This window comes from Aphanizomenon sp. UHCC 0183 (genome assembly GCF_009712065.1).
GTDB lineage: Bacteria > Cyanobacteriota > Cyanobacteriia > Cyanobacteriales > Nostocaceae > Dolichospermum > Dolichospermum heterosporum.
In genome coordinates, this window is sequence record NZ_VILC01000015.1 from 21,077 (window position 1) to 40,543 (window position 19,467).

Genomic DNA, 19,467 nt, shown 5'->3' on the forward strand with positions numbered 1-19,467 from the left:
CTTGATTAATTAACTTGTTTGTTTCTGTTTTTTACGCTTCATTAAAAGATTACCTAAACAAATCATGGAAGGTTCTTCTTCCGTTGGGGATAAGTTCTGGCTAGATGAAACCCATTTGGCTAATTCTTCATAAATATTGTTATCAGCAATATAATTAGAAGAGAATTTAATTTGAATAGGATCTACAATGTTAATTGTTTCGGCAGAATTGATCTCCTCCTGAGTGATGGCATAGATTTTATGAAACGTCCGATACTCTCCACTACAAGTCAAATAATCCCAATTGTGTTTCCTCTGAATCAAACTATAGAAAGTTGATGCTGTAATATAGGAGAACAAATTAGCTAATGGGTTACGTCCGGGTTTTGCCCGAATAGTTTCCTCAGAAAAATCAATATTCCATATTTGATAACCATCTGGGAAGGTTATCTCTAGCTGATAAATAACCTGCCATTGACAATGTGTTTGGAACAGAGAAGTCTGATTGTCTATAATAAATTGAGTTAAATCCAGGCAGATTTTTTCTTTAATTTGTTGTTTCATCTCCTCTAAATCATAATTTTCTGGATTTGAATCAACTTGTTTATTGCCAAACATGACTGGACTAAATACCAGAGATTCACGATTATCTATGAGCATTTTTACATACTCAGATTTACAATTCATATAATGGTATTCACCGCGATTAAATATTAATTGATCACCGGGATCTAATTGAAAGATATTTTCTGTCAAGTCGGGAAAAGCCCTTTGCAAATCATAGCAGAATCGCTCACGGGTGACAGGAAACACCAATTGATTTTGCCAGGAAGATGCACCAATGTATTTAAACCCACTGGCTCCAGGTGCGATCGCTTTCGGCTGAATTAAACCAATCAAATTAAATAGATAACTATATAATTCAAAGGGGAATGAGATCCTCTGGTTATATTGAAATTTGGCTTCCATGCTGATGTGCCAAGTGGTCAGCAGAAAATCAATTTCTGAAAAAGATGCTCTCACCTTCTGAATGGTTTCAGGAGCAAAATATGTATCTACTGTGTTCCAGAAAACCCCTGAATCATCTGCGAAGACCATACCAAATTCAGGAACTCGCACCTCAGAACGAGTTGTCATTAAAGTAGTAGCTCCTGACCGAACTGTGGTGAAGTCGGCCAGTGGATAAATATGAGTATACCCAAGCTGGTGTAAACAATCTTGAATGAGTTTATCTTGAGGAATGAAAACATCGACTGTTTTTGGTAAATAAGCCAAAGAACGGATATCAAAATGATCCAAATGCTGGTGAGAAATTACTAGAAAATCAAATTCAGGTAACTTTTCAGGTATCACTTCCCGCTTGGGACAAGATTCATTGAGTCCTTCACAGAAAGGGTCCCACAGCACAGGGTCCATCAAGATTTTGCAGTCTTGTGTTTTTATGAAAATAGTTGCATGACCAATCATTTCAATTTGCATTGCTATTCCCCTAATTTATTTGTATCGATAAATAACTTTGCCAAATCTTTCTTTGGCGTTGTAAGTGCGGTCAAAAAAATCCTTAATTTGGTTGCCTGTGAAGACAGAATCTATAATTACAGGGAAGCATCCCGTTGCACAGTCTTCGATTGCTTGTTGTAGATCTTCAGTTGTCCCCACGCAATTGCCAATGAGATGAATATTATCCAACATCATGGTTAGCAATATTTGACCTAATGGCAACCCATGATATTCAAAGTCCTTACCTGTAAATTGAGAGTATTGATCATATAGTCCACAGGTAATATATTTACCCCCAACACGGGGAACAAATAGAGAAATAATCTTACCTATATGCAGGTCGAAAAAAGGATCAATGATATAGTTAAAGCCACCTATTTGCTCATAAATTTGTGCCATTTCTGGGGATGCCAACCAGCTATCATCATCAGAATTTACCTGAATCAACTGCTTAAGTCCCATGTCTTTGAGTTCTTGTTCAAAGTACCGAGAAGTAGATGTGGCATAAATGTTAACATCGTACTGCCTCAGCGCGTTAATCACAAATAATGATGTATTGGACTTAGCGGCAGTTACCAGGACATTAGCTCCAGGTTGAATGTCCAATTTCCGAATCATACTATATGCCGTTTGTCCTCCAATACTAAAAGCCGCAGCCGACTCATCTGATATTTGTGGTGGTATTTTCAAGAGTTTAGCCTGATGGAAACTTTGGTACTCTTTGGAGGCATTATTGGTGGGAACCCCTGGTAACAACCCAGGTACACCGGAATCAGGATAACTGTTATTGCCAATGACGCGATCGCCAACCTGAAAATTTGTAACTTCTGCACCAATATCCACTACTTCCCCAACAAAATCAGACCCCACTATATAAAAGCGATCTTCTGGTGAATGACAGGCTGTTTTGAGAATTAGGTTTTTGTCCCGATAGTTACAGGAAAAAGCGCGTTTCTTCACCAAAACTTTGAATTTGTTTTCTGGGTCTTTTGGATCAAATTCAGGATCTTTAGTATAGATCAATCCACATAATACACTAACTCCCTCAATTTCGATTGTTTGCACAATGTTCCTAAAATCATGGGAATTTTGGAGATTTTTGCCACAAATAGATATGCTTCTCATCAGCTTAAGTTGGTAAATGACAAAAGGCAATGTTATGAACTACCGCTCTATAAAACTTACCCAGAACTACCCAAGTCTAGACATATCTGGACATTGATAATCGTAGTGTTTATTTCCTGCTTCACTGTAGTCTCAAGATGACTCTTGAGAGGTTTGTCTACCCCACTGGGGAATTAACGACTTTATATTCTACCCAAACTTCTTTGAAATCTGGTAAACAGTTAAACATTGACCAATTCTTGGGTAGTTAAATATGGGGGAAGGGCAAACTTAGCAATATATTCACAGTGATTATAACAACGGTAACGGGGGTGGACATTTTGTTGGCTATCAGGTAAATCCTGTTGATTGGGGTGACAGGGTTCTGATAGAGCTAGAACCACTAAAGATGTGGAAATACACCGATGCACATCCCAATAAAGAGAAATACCATGATACTGATTTTCAATGTTTCTAATCTGTCGCTGCTGATGACTTGCGGTTTTTGGTGCAAAGGCATTGATTAGCGATAGATTCAGTAAATCTCTATTGGGAATATTATCAGCTAAACGGAGACTGGAATAGAAAGGAATAGTTACAGGACAAAGCCCTTCAGTATCTATAAATTCTAATAACCGTATTTGCGCTGCCCGCATTGTCCTGCCCCTAAATCCCAAAGCTGCCATAATCAAAATCGCCAAAGCCGTGGAAAGAGCAATGTCATACTGTCCAAAGGAATAGTCGTCGTTGATGCTGGCTAGAACCTCAGAAAGCAGTTGTTGCTGCAAGGTTACTGCCAATTGATCCTGGCTAATGGCACGAGCTAGAACCCAGTCTACCAAATAGGGGTTAGCAAAATATAAACCACTACGGCTAGACATTCCCGCTGCTAAATAATCTAATGAAGTTCGAGTCTCTAACTGTGCATCCTGCCTGAGTGCCTTAATCATGCAGGTTGTAGCATAGTCAGATTGACACCAGTGACGACAGCTTTGATCAAATACCATCGTTCCAGGCTGACTGTCCGTAGACCATAGTTGGGGATAGTATCCTCCCTTACCATCAGCAAAACGTTCTAATGCTTCTACAGCATCTACATCTTTAAATCCTTGTAAGATTAAAGCCGAGTCAGTTGAGGTAATTAAGCGATTCGAGTGAAAAGCCCACAGATTATCCTGACGCTGATTCCCTAAAAATTGACTCAATCCCTGATGTGCATCTACAATTAACTCTGATCCATCAATTATACTGATAGCTTTGCTCAAAGCGTTCAATACGAAACCTAGCGGCACTAAATCACCATATTCAAAATTGGGATTTGGGGGTGGTGATTGGCAAATCATCGCCAGTGAATGCTGACAAGCCTCTTGCGCTAATTTAGTTACGGCGTTGATACTGCGATTTTTTGCCCAATTTATCCGAACTTCGGCGGCTTTGAGCAAACCACCCTCTAATAGTGGATCGATATTACCATGCTGGAGGAAAAATAGATTGCAATGGGCGGTGCGACTAAAGTGTGACAAGATTCCCGCATGGATATGAACTGGTAACCGATTTTGGAATTGGGCTAAATAATACTTTCCTGTGGCTTCTCCACCCAAAAACTTGACTCCGACAACTTGTAATAATTCATAGTGTTCTCTAGAGGGTTCTTGCTGGAAAATAGCCTGAGCTTGACCTATTCCCTCCTGGATTTTGATATGCAACAAAACCGGAGGGTAAGAATCTAACTGCCCTAGTCCCAAACAATCCGCTTCATCAACAGGAAATAATCCCAATTGCTCGGCAAAGCGATCAAATAGGGAATGGTGAATCCGCTCACGAGACCAACCTTTGCCAGAAACAGGCTCAACTAATCTAGATTGGTTAGCTAATGCTAAAAATCGCCCCGAATTAGCTAACACCACATGACTGTAAGGAGTTAAATCAATCTCCATAGGCAAATGGTACATAGCCTTAATGACATCTTCATTTACCAAACTACGGATGGGCGAAAGGTTAAATAAAACCATCCATTCCAAGGGGGCAGGCAAGGTATAAAGAATTTCTGAAACTAACATTGTGACCCTAAGTATTGTAGGTTTTTTAGTAACTCTTAAAAAGTAGGGACAGCCAGTGATTGGATTACCCCAAGGCAGAAGTCAAAAGTTGTGATTTAGTCCAATTGTCGCTGCATCAACTCGGCAAACATACCCGGTTGTGCCATCAATTGCTCAAAATTACCCTTTTGTAACACTTGTCCCGCCGCAATAACATAAATACGATTAGCATTGCGAATTGTACTGAGACGGTGAGCAATAACAATGCGAGTTACATTTAACTGTTCTAAACTTTGACTAACAATTGCCTGGGTACGGTTATCTAAGGCGCTCGTCGCTTCATCAAAAATCAAAATTTTCGGTTTGAGTACCAAAGCGCGAGCAATTAACAACCGCTGACGTTGACCACCAGAAATGTTGGTTGCACCTTCAGAAATTACTGTGTGCATCCCCATTGGCATCTGTTGCACATCCTCCGCAAAACCAGCCATTTTTGCTGCTTCCCAAGCCTCATCCATCGTCACTAGTGCCCCACCAGAAATATTTTCAAATATAGAAGCACTGTTGATGCGACCATTTTGCAACACTACACCCAACTGTCGCCTGACTGCTGAAATATCTAAACCTGACAAATCTTGACCATCGTAATAAATTGTACCTTCTTCCGGCTGTTCAAAACCTAACAATAACCTCACAGTAGTTGATTTTCCGCTACCAGAAGGACCAACTAAAGCAATAAATTCTCCCGGTTCGGCTTCAATAGTAACTCTATCCAGTGTTAGTGGAATATCTTGACGATAACGGAAACTTACCCGATCTAATTTTACCCCACCACTGAGCCGACCTGGATCTGTTTTATCATCATTAACTTCAGGAATTTCGTCTAAAATTGGTTTAGCACGTTTCCACAATACAGAAACTTCCAAGACTTCGATAAGTGTGTTACTCAAACTGGTTGCACCACCAATAAATGTACCAAAAGCAGTATTAAAGGCTAGGAAAGTACCTGTAGAAAATCCCGTTCCTCCTTTGGAAACTAAACTGACAACTACAAAATAAATTAGCATCGAACTGATATTCGGCAAAATTGTATTAAAGAAACTAACTGTATGCTCTATTGCTTGGGTACTGAGAATTAATTGTAGTTGGCGACTGAATCTTTTAGACCAGTAAGCAAATGCCCGTTGTTCAGCACCTGACACATATAATTTAGATACTCCCCCAATCAACTGCACTGTTAAACCAAATATCTCACCTTCTATTTCTTGCAAGGGTGTCATTCTTTTACTGGTTAGGATACCTGAAACTGTGGTGAAGATTATATTAACCACTGCCACTCCTACAGCTATAAATGCCAACTTGGCATTGTAGTAGAATAACAGTCCCAAATTTAGCAGAGAGAAGAAACCATGAAATATTGTCTTCAGAACTGTGCCACTAACTATGTCATTGATACGGGTGATAGCAGAAACACGAGATTGCAGATCACCTGTGGAATATCTGCGGAAAAAAGCAACTCGCAATTTCAGCAACCGATCCCAAATTGCTGTTTGAGTGGAAACAGAAGTCAAGGTTTGCACACGTGATGTAGCAGTGCCTTGAATCAATTCAAACAAGGTAGTACCAGCGATAACGCTTAACAATCCCAGCCCTATTTGGAATATTAAGCCCCGATTGCCATCAGGAATAGCCTTGTCAATAAGGATACCTGTAGCTTGAGGAGTGAGCATACCTAATAGTGAACCTAAAATACCCATCAATAGTAGGGTAATAATATCTTTGGTTTTCCCTCTTGTCGCAAATTTGAGAACTTCCAGTGTGTTCGATATTTTTTCCGGAAACGGGCTATAAAACATGAAAGCCACTGGGGAAATTAGTTTAGCTGTATCAACATTGAAGGGAAGACGCTGAGACTTTTCAGGATCGAATATTTCGTAGCCATGACTGCCTACTGGTAATAAAGCTACAGGTTTTTCCCCCTCTACTGTGTAACCTAACAAAGGTCCACAGTCTGATTGCCACCACAGACCATTCAAAATTACCCGTCGGATACGCATACGAGAAGCTCTGGCTATAGCTTCTAAAGGGTCTTTAATTCGTTTGGGGTCTTCAGAACGAGCAGGGGGACGAATATCAATTCCTAAAACTCTGCCAACGGCTCCAGCAGCCATTAATAGTGCTGTTCCTTCTTGGAGTAATGCCACTATTTTAGGCTGAAAAATAGCAGTAAGATTGCCAATGGATTGGTTGCTAATTTGTTGATTCAGTTTTTGCCGATTATTAAACTGGGTTGATTGTGCCGCCTCTTCCTGCTGTTGCAGTTGGTGTAAACAACCAACAATGTCTAATTGAAATTGATACAGATTTTCAACTATCTCACTGGGAGTATGTAATTCCTGAATATCAATATCTGTATCTGTTAATTGGATATTAGCAGTTCTAAAAAAAGCAACCAAACTGTTAGACCAATTTTTTATTAGCTGTAGAAACTCGAAATTGCTATTAGGGATTGAATCCGTCTCCTTAAACTGGTCTAACAAATCTGATTTTTCCAGTCGAGTTTCTTCATAAGCTACGGCAATCAGCTCATAAGATTGACCTTCTAAAGTTGGCGAAATACCAAAAAGTGCATCCCCTGCATTGACATCAAACAAATAACGCCGCGCTCCTTGAGAAATACCATTTACAGTTGTGACAAAAAATACTGCCATTGCTCCAGATGTCACTATCCAAAATTCACTGGTTGTATTCAGGTGGATCGGGGTATTATTTTCGACGATATGTTCGGTTAATGTGCTGTTATTACTAGGGGTATGATTTATTTTTGTATCCATTTGAACTATTAAATATCATTTTGGGACTAATTTACTGAGAAAATTGTCATTACCTGATTCTGACAGGAGTCAGACTAGTAGTCTGTCAACCCGAAAATGACGGGTGAAGGCAAGTAGGGGGAGAAGAGAGGTAGGGGGAGAAGAGAGGTAGGGGAGGTAGGGGAGATAGGGGAGGGAAGAACAAAAGTTTTTTCGGATTATTACCCGTCAAAATAAATTTGACGAACTACTAGGCTGTTGACTTGATGTAAAAAAGGAAGCTGAAAACTTCCCAAAAGGGCAAAAGTGGCAAAAATGGTAATAATATTTTAGTGTAAGTAGGTGAACACAATAAAACCAAACTGTGTAAATAAATGTAAAATCGTCCAAACCCTCTTCACTCTTGCCTCTTGCCTTTTGCCTTTTGCCTTGCCATAACGACAATTTTCAACACCAACCTACTTATACTAAAAACGGTTAAAAATTGGACTTTTATTTGGCGGCAAAAACAAGTATGATAAACAGCTAATCAAGATTGGTGCTATTAACAGGGGAAATGCATCTTATCAATAAGGGCAATTTAATCTCAATAATGACCAAAATATTCGCATTAACGACCATTATTGACAATATTTTATTCCATCACTATGACTCTGAAAAAATCAATCAAACGATAAATTAGGATTTATTGGTTTACGCATTAAATCGGTATTTTGTCAATAAAATTTAGATGCGCTTCCCCTGGTGCTATTAAAAGGTAAAGTCTGATGTTGAGAATAGATTTTATGGAAGAAGACATTGATAGGCTACATTATGAAAGATATCATCATCCTCATCCATTAGTACAGAAAAAGATGGAAGTCCTGTATTTAAAAAGCCAGGGTATAAAACACAAAGAAATTTGTAGTTTGTGCCAAATATCGAAAACAATGTTAACAATATATATTAAACAATATCAATTAGGAGGGGTAGAAGAACTCAAAAAAATCAAATATAAAGGACGACCAAGTGAGTTAAATCAATCTAGTGATATTTTGAAAGAGTATTTTGAAAAATCCCCGGTTTCAAGTATTGCAGAAGCGAGTGATACCATTGAAAGATTAACTGGTATTAAGCGCAGTCCAACACAAGTGAGAGAATTTTTAAAAAGAATTGGTTTGCGTTGCTTAAAGGTGGGTTATGTACCAGTGCTTTTTCATGGCGTTGTCCTGCGGTTCTTCATGGGGTCTGGTAAGTCTGTGAATGCTTCTAGAATTGCTATTTCTGACATTTTTACTGCTCATAGATGCCTGGATATCTCTACCATTTTATCCTCTTTTTTAGAATAAAATAGCCCTGGTATTAACACCGCTAATACTGACAAACAAGAAAAGCTAGATAGCTTGCTGTCTCTGAATTTTCAGACTTTCAAAAAAGTCCAAGTCTTAACCGTTTAGAGTATATCTAAAATCTTTTTGGTTATTTTTCGGTAAACCTCCAAACTCCATCCCAATTTTCTATTTGATCCTGTTGTAACAGATAATTGACTCGACTTAAATATAAATTGGCAGTTTTATCCGCAGCATTGATAGATAAAACTTTTTCCAAAAAATCCTTGGCTTTACTAAAATTACCTTGGCGATAATATTCTAATCCTTGCTCAAAATCAGGTTGGGTTTGTAATTTAATTAACCTGACTTCGTCAAGCTCTCCATCTAATATTTCATAAATAGAAATAGGTTCAGTTCTTCCTTTGACAACTGCCCGATCTAAAAAGCGAATTTGATATTTACTAGACTTACTCAGATTTTCTAATGCTTGTCCCGAAATCAATAAAGAAACACCATAAAATTTTGTCAATCCTTCTAAACGGGCTGTTAAATTGACATTATCGGAAAAGGCATCTCCCTGCATTCTGTTTTTTTCCCCAACCATTCCCAACATCATGTGTCCAAGGTGAATACCAACCCCAACTTGAATAGGAATATAGCCATTTCTAATACGTTCTTTATTATATTCTTCTACCCGTTTAAGTTTAGCAATACCAGCCACTACAGCATCATCAGCACCATCAGGAAAAACTGCCATCATCCCATCACCTAAAAATTTAACTATTAGTCCATAATTATTGCGAATTTCAGGACTAACTCTTTTAAGGTAAGCATTAACAAAATTAAAATTTTCCTGGGGTGTCATTCCCTCAGAGATAGTGGTAAAGGAACGAATATCACTAAACATTACTCCCATAATTTTACTAACATGATCACCCAGTTGCACATCATTAATACTGTCTTTCCTGAGAAAGTTTATATATTCATGAGGTACAAATCTTCCGTAAGCTTGTAATAAAGACTCTAGCTGGGTGTTAGCATTAGTAAGTTCTTTTTCCCTAGTTTTCACTGTTTTCACCATGTTAGTAAATACCCTCGCTAGTTGTCCTAGTTCGTCGCTACGTTTAGTAACTTCTTCTAAAACACTCGGTTGAAAAGCATCTTTTTCTACATCAGAGGCGGCACTTGTTACTTTACCAACTTGCTCAATGTATGCCCCTTGACGTATAATTTCTGCTTTGAATAAAGCCTCTGCTTCCTGACGTTTGAGAAAGTTAATATAAGCTTTGGAATGATAACGAATTCGGGCTATTAATTCCACTGCATTTGGCAGTTTTACCAAGTAATCATTTGCCCCTAATTCAAACGCTTTAGCTTTGATAGTTGGATCTTCTTTACTGGAAAGGACAATCATGGGAATATTGGCAGTAGGAGAATCTTGAGAACGTAAGTATTTGAGTAATAATAACCCTTCCATTTGTGGCATGACTAAATCTTGAAGAATGACTGTAGGCTGACATTCTTTAGCGAATTTAATGGCTTTAGTGGGGTCGTTGCAGTAGTGATAACTGATATCAAGTTCAGATTTGAGCATTCGATGAATAGCTTCACTAATGATAGATTGATCATCTATTAATAAAACTGTAATTTGTTCTTCCATAATTAGGTGATTAGTGATTAATGAAATTTACCTGTCATTTAAGTAGGTGAACAAAATAAAAATGAGGGGTATTGCGTTTTGTAAAATGGCTGAAACTCAATCAGGATATCGTATTGAGACAACTTTACATACCGTTACATACCTTTAAATTTTCCTGTTCACCTACTTATTTAAAAGTTTTTGTATATATATAGATATATTCTCTAGAGATAATACTTGAACAGCCGCATTTAATTCAACAGCAGCTTTAGGCATTCCGTAGACAATGCAACTTTCTTGATTTTGGGCGATTGTATGCCAACCTTGGAGTCTTAAAGCATTTAATCCTTCTGCACCATCTTTACCCATTCCTGTGAGTAAAATTCCTGTTCCTTTCTTTTTCCAATGTTGAGCAAGACTGTTAAAAAATACATTTACAGAAGGACGATAAGGGTAATCAATCGGATTTTTGGTATAACATAAGGTTAAATCTGGATTTAAGTAAAGATGATCATTTGTACCCGCCACTAAAACTGTACCTTTTTGCAAGTAATCACCAGGTACGGCTAATCTTACAGGTAAGGGTATTTGCTGGTTTAACCAGTCTGCGAAACCACTAGAAAAATGACCATCAACGTGCTGAACAATAACAATAGCAGCATTCAAATTACTTGGTAGTTTTGATAAAATTGTTGCCAGAGCTTTGGGACCACCGGTAGAAGAACCAATTGCAACTAATTCCATTGATTTATATAGTTCATTTTCACTTTCTAACTTAATTTTGCGTGGGGTGGAAACATTTTGAGTTAATTTGGCAATTCTGGCTATTTTGTGCAGTAATTTATCGGTCATACTTGAAGATTTTGTTGTGCCTATCACCGGAGTATTAACAACATCTAAAGCACCATAACCCATTGCTGCATAAACCTGGGCAATATTATCTTCTTTACTTCTAGTGACAATCAAAATTGCACAAGGATAATAGTTGATAATGTGTTGGGTTGCTTCTACCCCATCCATCACAGGCATAAGTAAATCCATTAAGATTAAATCAGGGACATTTTCTTGACATTTACTAATAGCTTCTTTACCATTTCTAGCAATCCAAATTACGTCATAGAATGGTACAGATTCAATAATCCGCCTTAGGATATTAATATCGACAAGTTTATCATTAACAATGGCAATTTTCATACAGAGAATTTGTGATTTGGGACTGGGGATTTTTAATAAATAAAAACTGACTATTGACCTATTAAATCAATAACTGCATTAATTAATATATCATCATGAAAACTACTCTTAGTTAAATAATAATCAGCCCCAGCTTCTAAACCTTGAATTTTATCTTCTTCTCTGTCACGATAAGAAATAATAATTACAGGTAAATGATTTAAACGAGGATGATTTTTGATTTGCTTGACTAATTCAATGCCATTCATGCGGGGCATATCAATATCACTAATGACTAAATCATATTCCTTAGTAAGTACCGCATTCCAACCTTCCACACCATTAACCGCAGTATCTACCTGATAACCACGATTTTCTAATAGTTTACGTTCCATTTCTCTGACAGTAATAGAGTCATCAACTACCAAAATTTTTTGGTATTGAGTTTCACTTTCTAATTCAGCTTGCATCATTACCTTAGATAAACTTCCACCTTTGAGGATAGCATTCATTGAAAGTACCATATCAGAAACATCAATTATTAAAACGGGTGAACCATCTCCTAATAAAGCCGTAGCACTAATATCAGAAACTTTACCCAATCGGGGATCTAGGGGTCTAACAACTAAATCTCGTTCACCCAAAAACCTATTTACTACTAAGCCATAAGTGCTATTTTGGTCACTAATTACAATAATAGAAACTGAGCTATTTTGCTGTGTTACTTCTGGTAATTCTAAAACTTGATGGGCAGCTATTAAACCAATATTTTGGGAATTCATGGTGAAATATTGGCGATTTTCTACATAGGTAATTTCTGATCTTTCCAAGGTGACTATTTGGTCAATCCGTGCTAAAGGAATGGCATATGGTTTATCAGAAATTTCTACTAATAGTGTTCTCACTACTGATAAAGTCAGAGGAAGTTGAAAGTGAAAACTTGTACTTTTTCCTGGTTGAGAAGTTGCCCGTATCGTTCCTCCTACATCTTGCGCCATACTTCTAGCAATATCCAAACCTACACCTCGTCCAGAAATTTCCGTTACCTGTTTAGTGGTAGAAAACCCCGGTAGAAAAAGAAATTCCATTAATTCGGGATCTGAGAGTTGAGATACCATATCTGCTGTTGCTAAGTTTTTATTGATAACTTTCTGGCGTAACTGTTCACGATTTATGCCCCTACCGTCATCGCTAATAGTAATTGCTAATATTCCTCCACGATGAAAGGCTTCTAAACGAATTGTCCCTTCAGGAGATTTACCGGAGGAAATGCGTTCTTCTGGAAGTTCTATTCCGTGGTCTACAGCATTTCTGAGAATATGAGTTAAAGGTGCTTCTAGTCTTTTGATAATATCACGGTCAACAGGTGTAGATTTGCCAATAATTTCTAACTTTACTTGTTTATTTAACTTGCGTGCTAAATCCCGAATCATGCGGGGAAAACTTTGTAAACCATCTTCAAAAGGTCTCATGTGAGAATTAATTACTTCCCGATAAAGACGGTCTGATAAATTAGCAGTACGACGTACGTATAATTCTAGTTCATTCAAGCGATCAGTAATATAATCAATACATTCCTGTTTTTGCTGTCGCACTTGTACTAAATATTGTTTTCTTTGTTGATCATTTAAATTCTGATCAAGGAATTCTTGTAACTGTTCTAAATGCTGGGAAATATCCAACATCCGCGATTTTAGTGACATCATCGAATCTGCAAAAGGTTGTAACCAATTAGCTTCAATTAATGATTCCCCGGCTAAACCCATAATTCGGTTCAAATTATCAGCACTTACGTCCACTACACGGTTGTGATATTTTGCTGTATTTTCTACCTCAACAGTAGCAATTCGGGATTGGTGATTGGCAATTGGGGACTGGGAACTAGGGGTTAAGGGTTGGTGATTAGTAATTGGTGTATCCGGCTGTAAAATTGCCGCTACATTATCACGAATATTTATAAAATCCGCTTGATGTTTTTCCAAAGCAACTGGGGATTGGTGATTGGCAATTGGGGACTGGGAACTAGGGGCTAAGGATTGGTGATTAGTAATTGGTGTATCCGGCTGTAAAATTGCCGCTACATTATCACGAATATTTATAAAATCCGCTTGATGTTTTTCCAACCAATCTGGTAGTTCTACATCATTCAGTTGACTAATACTTTGTAAGAAATCCACTCCTTGCAATAACACATCTACATTATCGGGAGTTAAAGTAATGGTCTTGGCTTGGGTGGCTACAAAACAATCTTCCATCACGTGGGTTAATTCTACCACCCCATCTAAATTGACAATTCGTGCTGCACCTTTGATAGAATGAGCCGCCCGCATCATAGTTTCTAAAATCTGTGATGATTGGGGATTGTTTTCTATAGCCAGTAATTCATGATTCAGAATAGCAACTTGCGCTTTTGCCTCTAACCTAAATAAATCCATTATTGAACTATTATTACTCATCCTTGGCAATTCGATGGGAGAAGCAGGGGGAGAATTATCTATCACCTGTTGTCTTTCTTCTTTACTATCAATTGTCACCCGTTTTGTATCAGTTATTACCCGTTCTGTGTTCACTAAATTAGCAATTATTTTTTGAGTAGTATTCCAATCCCAAGCATGATCTGTCATCCAAGTATCTAAATTACCCTTAGCCTTTTTACTCACACTTAAAAGTAAATCATTAGCATGAAGCAAGGTATCAATTTCCTCGGTCGTTAAAGTAATACTTCGGTTCTGAACAGCAATAAAGCAGTCTTTCATTAATTGCACCAGGTTGGAAGCTGCTTCCATTTCCACAATCCTAGTAGTTCCCCATAAAGAATGAGCCGCTTGTATTGCTTGGTCAATTTCATTCTCAGAAAATGGCTGATTTTTCAATACAGAAAGACATTGTTTTATGGTGTTAACATTGGTTTCTACTTCCTGACGGAATAGTTCTAGTATGGTGTAATTTATCATAAGTATGTGGTAACTAGAGGCTGGGAATTATGGATATAAGTTTCAATACCTTAGCCAAAATAAGAGCCCTTATGATTTTTGGCAAAAACGGCAAAAATAAACATACATACATAAGCGTTTCGAGGAAAAGGTAGTTTAGAATCTAAAAACCTTATTCTACCGTCAATACATTTAAAAAATCCTTGCCGGAAACCTTTAAGGAATTTTTAGGGCTGATTGTTTTTGCCAAGCATAGCGAGAAACGGGAGTTCATGGTTAAAGCATTATCATCTTACCCTCGTAATTTGGCTAAGGTATTGCTAAGAAAAGAGCCTTAAATTTTGAATTGTTTATGAATCATCAATTACAAAATCTTATGATTGAGATTATAAAACAATAAGTCTGGATCAAGATAATTTACTTTTTTGTTTTCCCAGTATACAATACCTTTGGTATAACCTGCTTTAGATTGGGTAATAACAACAGGTGGATCTTCCAACTCTTTGGGGTGAAAGCGAAAAATTCCATGTAATTCATCTACTGGAAATACCCATTTATCTTCTCCTTTTCCAGCTACAATCATCCGTTGAAGATTAATTGGGTTAACTGTGGAATTAGTTTCTTGATTTAGTTTTTTGTTGATATTCTCCTGAGTTGGTTGGATATGTAAAAGAGAATGGAGAGAAGCACAAAGTAATAGCTCCCCACGGATGTTTACCAAACCTAAGAATAATTCATTACTGCGATGAGGTAGAGGTTGAATGGCACAAGGATGGGTAACTTCTTGCAAGATTCTAACTGGTAGTCCTAATTTCTCATTTCCTAGTCGAAATATAATAATAGCAACAGCTTCAGACCTGCGAACAATTGCTTCATTACTGTCAGTAATATCAACAATTACAGATGTTTCTTCGAGAATTTTAATCCAGTTTTCAAGATAACCTACTGGTGCTTCTCTTTCTAATAAACTATCACCCACGGCTGCATAAACCGGACATTCATAGCAATGAATGACAGTTTTTAACTCGCTACAAGTGTAATCACCCTTAATGCCAATTTGATTCCAGCAATCATTGAAAACTAGCCCCTCAGTATTGGCAGTATTTAATACTACCCCATCACTTTCTTTGCCATTGCTGATATAATTATCTGCTTTCATCAGCATCACCTTTTTTTACTTAAATCTTTAACCTGAAAACGGGAAATTTCTGACCGTAATAATTGCGATGCTTCTTCCAATTGTTCCAAAGCACTATTAGTTTCCTGCAAAGCATTAACAGTTTGCCGTGAAGCATCTGTTAATTGCTCCATTACTTCGCTAATTTGTACCGCTCCTTGAGATTGTTCTTCCATACTTTCACTTACCTGTATAAATTGGGGTGCTAAACTTTGGACTTGATTAATAACTTTACCAATTTGGGTACTAATTTTGTTTACTTGTTTCACACTACTATTCACAGAATTATTGAACTTATCCATTTCTATCACACCCACAGAAACAGCCAATTCCATATCTTTAACTATTTGCTCAATTTCCAAAGTGCCGACAGCAGTTTGATTTGCTAATCGGCGAATTTCTCGCGCTACGACTGCAAAACCTGCCCCATATTCTCCGGCTTTTTCGGCTTCTATCGCAGCATTTAATGATAAAATATTAGTCTGATCTGCAACCTTGGTAATTGTGACAACAACATTATTAATATTGTTGGCTTTTTTATTTATTATTCCTAATTTGGAAGTAATAGAATTTGTGGCTTCTGTTAGTTGCCGCATAGTATCTTCCATTTCTTGCAATTGATCACGGCTTTCACCTGCATCAGCAGCAGTTGTTTTAGTCATTTCTGCTACTTGGTCCATTATCTTGACTAGATTTCTAGAGGTGACAGCAATTTCTTGAGCAGTAGCCGTAACTTGGTTTGTAGAAGCTAATTGTTCTGTAACTGTGGCTTCCAATTCTTTGCCAGAAGCGGCAATTTGTGTAGTAGAAGTGGTAATTTGTACACCTGACTCTTGAATACGTTGAATCAAGGTACTTAAATCCTTGTTCATAGTATAAAAGGCATTTTGTAATTTGCCAATTTCGTCTTGAGTATCTGAGTGCTGAATTTGTGTTGTCAAATCTCCACCAGATATTTTTTGAGCAATATTCACCAATTCACCAATTTTAGATGCAACTGTATAGAAAGCAGTTTGTAGTTTACTTAGTTCATCTTGTCCATAAGATGATTGCATCTGTATGGTAGAATTGTGATGAGCTATAGAGTTAGAAACTTTGACTAATTCTTCTGCTCTTTTAGCAATTGGTTTACTAAAAGCAAATCCAAAACCAACGGCAGTTACAGGACCAATTATTAAGAATAACACTATCCAGAAATTAGTTTGACTTACATCGATATTGGCTTCTTTTGTAGCTTCATTCGCTAAATCATTATTATATGCTATTAGTTCAAGTATTAGCTGAGTTGCTTTTTCAAAGCTAGGGTATAATTGAGTGTTTGAAAAATATATCATCTTATCAATTACTTTTATAGCAGCTTCGGCTGCGCCTAAATTGCAGTTATTAATAGCAGTTTTGCCTGTCGTGACTTTAGGTGTGTTAGCTTTTCCGCTATCTGCGGTGAATTCACAACCATATCCAGTATACTCATCATTGAACTGAAGAAACTTTTCACTGTCTGCTGACCATTTATCCCATGCCAGCAAAGCTTTTTGATAAATTCGGTCTTCTTCGGAGTCACGAGTTAACTTTTTGTATAACTCCCATCCCTTTTCGACATCCTTTAAGGCTGATTTAATTCTGGTAATTTCTTTTTGCCTCTGATCCATACTTATTGCTGGTGAAAGTAAGATATTTTCAGATGCGTTTACTCTGGTTTGTGCTTCATTGACTTTCCATAAATTAACTGTATTGGGAAATGTTTTATCTGAGAATGTCCTAATATGTTTAGTTAGACGATAAGAACAACTCCAGCCAATTATACCCACCACTAGAATCATTAACCCAACAACTAAAAATCCGCTCACCAAACGCTTTTGTAAACTCAAATTATTCAGCATAAAACACCCTAATTTTTTAATTTAAATGAAGCTTATTCACATTCATTATCTCACAATAGTTGTAATCTTTGTAACCTTTGCCGTAAAATCTTTGCTTTGATCATTTCTCCTTTTTGTTCTTTAAGTAAAGTTAAATGTAGTAAAGCTTCAGGGTTTTTCGGGTCAAGATAAACAGCTTTTCGGAAGCATTCTTCAGCTTGTGATTCTAGTCCTTGAGCTTGATGAATCTGACCGCATAAAAGATATGCTTCTACACTTGTTATATCTACTTGTAAATATTTTTGACATTGGGATATAGCTTCGGTTAAATAACCTTCATCAGCTAAGTTACGAATTCTTTCTAGATTAGAATCATTTGTTTCTGTCGTATTTGGTAATTTATTTATTCCATATTGATTTAGTGTAATTTGGTTGTTATCAATTTTGGAAGTTTTTGGTAGGATTGGAGGTATTTCTGTGACATTTATATTTGGTGTTAGAGGATGTTTATGTTTTTCTGACTTATGATCACCTATGGATAGGTGATTTGAATTAACATTTTTTGTAAGGATGACTTTTTTTTGTCCCACAAGCACACCATTTAAACGAATTACTTCTATATCTGAATTAAGTAATTCTCTTGTTTCTAATGCACTCACAAATATTATCCCTCCCTCTTTTAATGAATGATTTAGACTTTTTAAAGTAATTTTTCTGGACAATGAATCGAAATAAATTAAAACACACCGACAAAAAATAATATCATATGATTTTTTGTCCAATAAAAACTGAGAATCTAGTAAATTACCTGGACTAAAATTAACTGTATTTTTTACCTGATCAGATATTTGATATTCCTTACCTATAGACTTAAAGTAGCGGTTTTGAAATTCTAAGTTATGACCTCTAAAAGAACTCCGGGTATAAATTCCTTTTTTCGCTTTAGATAAAGATTTTTTACTAATATCAAATGCATCAATATGAAACTGATTTGGTTGTAAACCTAGACTCAACAATGTCATAGCCAGAGAATAAGGTTCTTCTCCAGTAGAACAGGGAATACTTAACAAGCGAAGTTTTCTACAGTGAGATTTATTTAACCATTGAGAACGGACATAATTTGTCAGAGCATCATAAGATTTAATCTCTCGAAAAAACCAAGTTTCGGGAATAACTATCAATTCTACCAATTCGTCAAATTCTTGACTTGATGTCTGTAACATCTGCAAATATTCATCTACATGACTGAACCCGCAGATAGAACGACGAATCTCTACAGATCTGGTAATTTTGCTGGCATCAATAATATTGGGGTCAATACCGATTTTTTTGCGTAATAGGTTCTCAATTTTTAGATAACTCATTTATACAACTTTCTCCCCCTGTTAATAAGTAAGTATTTTCGACATCAGCAAACAATTGTTTTAAATTAATTCGTTGGATGACTCCTTTTTCATGCATTAGCATTCCTCCTAAATATGGTACTTCTCTCACCCGAATACCAGAATGTACAAAGTCCGTTGCTGGTTTATTTAAAGTTTCTGTAATCCTTTCTGCTATTAATCCTAAATATTGTTTTCCATAATCTTGATGGGGGTAGCTTACCATAATAATCCGGGTACTGAGGCAAAATTGGCTAAATGTATTACCAATCAAATAGCACAAGTCTACCACTGGTACGATTTTACCTCGATAATTCAATAAACCAGCTACGCAGTCTGGAACATGATGTACTTTTCTCAAAGCCATTCTGGGGATAACCTCCACTACATGGGAAGTTTCAATGGCGTACAAATCACTACTAACGCAGAAAAGCAGCATTAACATGGCAGTATAATAAAAGTAATTGCGCGTATTTTATCATAGAATGTTGTATCCTATCATAGGAAGTCAATCAAATTTCAGCAATTCTGATTTTGAAAAAAATAAGATAAAATTCTC

11 protein-coding genes and 1 pseudogene are annotated in these 19,467 nt (G+C 36.9%); 1 reads left to right on the top strand and 11 read right to left on the bottom strand.

The window, feature by feature from the left end; translation table 11 throughout:
• Positions 1-9: 9 nt before the first annotated feature.
• From FJR37_RS07350 to FJR37_RS07365, 4 genes are all read right to left on the bottom strand, one after another.
• Complete coding sequence (locus FJR37_RS07350) at positions 10-1,458, bottom strand: MBL fold metallo-hydrolase (RefSeq protein WP_168465675.1); 1,449 nt, start codon at positions 1,456-1,458, stop codon at positions 10-12.
• 15 nt (positions 1,459-1,473) lie between these two features.
• Positions 1,474-2,604 carry a zinc-binding alcohol dehydrogenase family protein gene (locus tag FJR37_RS07355; protein ID WP_168465676.1) on the bottom strand — a complete coding sequence of 377 codons (1,131 nt, stop codon included), beginning with the start codon at positions 2,602-2,604 and terminating at the stop codon, positions 1,474-1,476.
• Between the two features lie 221 nt (positions 2,605-2,825).
• Entirely contained in the window at positions 2,826-4,643 is a 1,818-nt protein-coding gene (locus tag FJR37_RS07360) for a hypothetical protein (protein ID WP_168465677.1), read from the bottom strand.
• A gap of 95 nt (positions 4,644-4,738) precedes the next feature.
• Positions 4,739-7,456: an NHLP bacteriocin export ABC transporter permease/ATPase subunit gene (locus FJR37_RS07365; protein WP_217355208.1), complete on the bottom strand. Its 2,718-nt coding sequence runs from the start codon at positions 7,454-7,456 to the stop codon at positions 4,739-4,741.
• Between the two features lie 746 nt (positions 7,457-8,202).
• Between FJR37_RS07365 and FJR37_RS07370 the strand changes: the two are divergent.
• Positions 8,203-8,622: pseudogene (locus FJR37_RS07370) on the top strand (transposase); the annotation flags it as partial.
• A 271-nt stretch (positions 8,623-8,893) separates the two neighbouring features.
• On the opposite strand, the gene FJR37_RS07375 reads toward FJR37_RS07370, so the two are convergent.
• The 7 genes from FJR37_RS07375 to FJR37_RS07405 all read right to left on the bottom strand — a co-directional run bounded on the left by FJR37_RS07375 (position 8,894) and on the right by FJR37_RS07405 (position 19,353).
• Complete coding sequence (locus FJR37_RS07375; protein ID WP_168465679.1) at positions 8,894-10,405, bottom strand: response regulator; 1,512 nt, start codon at positions 10,403-10,405, stop codon at positions 8,894-8,896.
• Positions 10,406-10,567: 162 nt separating this feature from the next.
• Positions 10,568-11,578: a chemotaxis response regulator protein-glutamate methylesterase gene (locus tag FJR37_RS07380; RefSeq protein WP_168465680.1), complete on the bottom strand. Its 1,011-nt coding sequence runs from the start codon at positions 11,576-11,578 to the stop codon at positions 10,568-10,570.
• Between the two features lie 50 nt (positions 11,579-11,628).
• Positions 11,629-14,511 carry a hybrid sensor histidine kinase/response regulator gene (locus tag FJR37_RS07385; RefSeq protein ID WP_168465681.1) on the bottom strand — a complete coding sequence of 961 codons (2,883 nt, stop codon included), beginning with the start codon at positions 14,509-14,511 and terminating at the stop codon, positions 11,629-11,631.
• 343 nt (positions 14,512-14,854) lie between these two features.
• A complete protein-coding gene (locus tag FJR37_RS07390; protein ID WP_168465682.1) occupies positions 14,855-15,649 on the bottom strand; it encodes a chemotaxis protein CheW in 795 nt (264 codons plus the stop codon).
• A gap of 5 nt (positions 15,650-15,654) precedes the next feature.
• Positions 15,655-17,547 (bottom strand): methyl-accepting chemotaxis protein, encoded by a 1,893-nt coding sequence (locus tag FJR37_RS07395; RefSeq protein WP_168465683.1) that lies wholly within the window; start codon positions 17,545-17,547, stop codon positions 15,655-15,657.
• A 50-nt stretch (positions 17,548-17,597) separates the two neighbouring features.
• Entirely contained in the window at positions 17,598-18,890 is a 1,293-nt protein-coding gene (locus FJR37_RS07400) for a protein-glutamate O-methyltransferase CheR (RefSeq protein WP_168465684.1), read from the bottom strand.
• Positions 18,871-19,353 (bottom strand): chemotaxis protein CheW, encoded by a 483-nt coding sequence (locus FJR37_RS07405; RefSeq protein ID WP_168465685.1) that lies wholly within the window; start codon positions 19,351-19,353, stop codon positions 18,871-18,873. The genes FJR37_RS07400 and FJR37_RS07405 overlap by 20 nt, the downstream gene beginning before the upstream one ends.
• Between the last annotated feature and the right edge of the window lie 114 nt (positions 19,354-19,467).

What these genes read in the sequence shown, in the direction of transcription:
- FJR37_RS07350 (WP_168465675.1), bottom strand. Translation starts at nt 1,458, where the DNA reads ATGCAAATTGAAATGATTGGTCATGCAACTATTTTCATAAAAACACAA.
- FJR37_RS07355 (WP_168465676.1), bottom strand. Translation starts at nt 2,604, where the DNA reads ATGAGAAGCATATCTATTTGTGGCAAAAATCTCCAAAATTCCCATGAT.
- FJR37_RS07360 (WP_168465677.1), bottom strand. Translation starts at nt 4,643, where the DNA reads ATGTTAGTTTCAGAAATTCTTTATACCTTGCCTGCCCCCTTGGAATGG.
- FJR37_RS07365 (WP_217355208.1), bottom strand. Translation starts at nt 7,456, where the DNA reads ATGGATACAAAAATAAATCATACCCCTAGTAATAACAGCACATTAACC.
- FJR37_RS07375 (WP_168465679.1), bottom strand. Translation starts at nt 10,405, where the DNA reads ATGGAAGAACAAATTACAGTTTTATTAATAGATGATCAATCTATCATT.
- FJR37_RS07380 (WP_168465680.1), bottom strand. Translation starts at nt 11,578, where the DNA reads ATGAAAATTGCCATTGTTAATGATAAACTTGTCGATATTAATATCCTA.
- FJR37_RS07385 (WP_168465681.1), bottom strand. Translation starts at nt 14,511, where the DNA reads ATGATAAATTACACCATACTAGAACTATTCCGTCAGGAAGTAGAAACC.
- FJR37_RS07390 (WP_168465682.1), bottom strand. Translation starts at nt 15,649, where the DNA reads ATGAAAGCAGATAATTATATCAGCAATGGCAAAGAAAGTGATGGGGTA.
- FJR37_RS07395 (WP_168465683.1), bottom strand. Translation starts at nt 17,547, where the DNA reads ATGCTGAATAATTTGAGTTTACAAAAGCGTTTGGTGAGCGGATTTTTA.
- FJR37_RS07400 (WP_168465684.1), bottom strand. Translation starts at nt 18,890, where the DNA reads ATGAGTTATCTAAAAATTGAGAACCTATTACGCAAAAAAATCGGTATT.
- FJR37_RS07405 (WP_168465685.1), bottom strand. Translation starts at nt 19,353, where the DNA reads ATGTTAATGCTGCTTTTCTGCGTTAGTAGTGATTTGTACGCCATTGAA.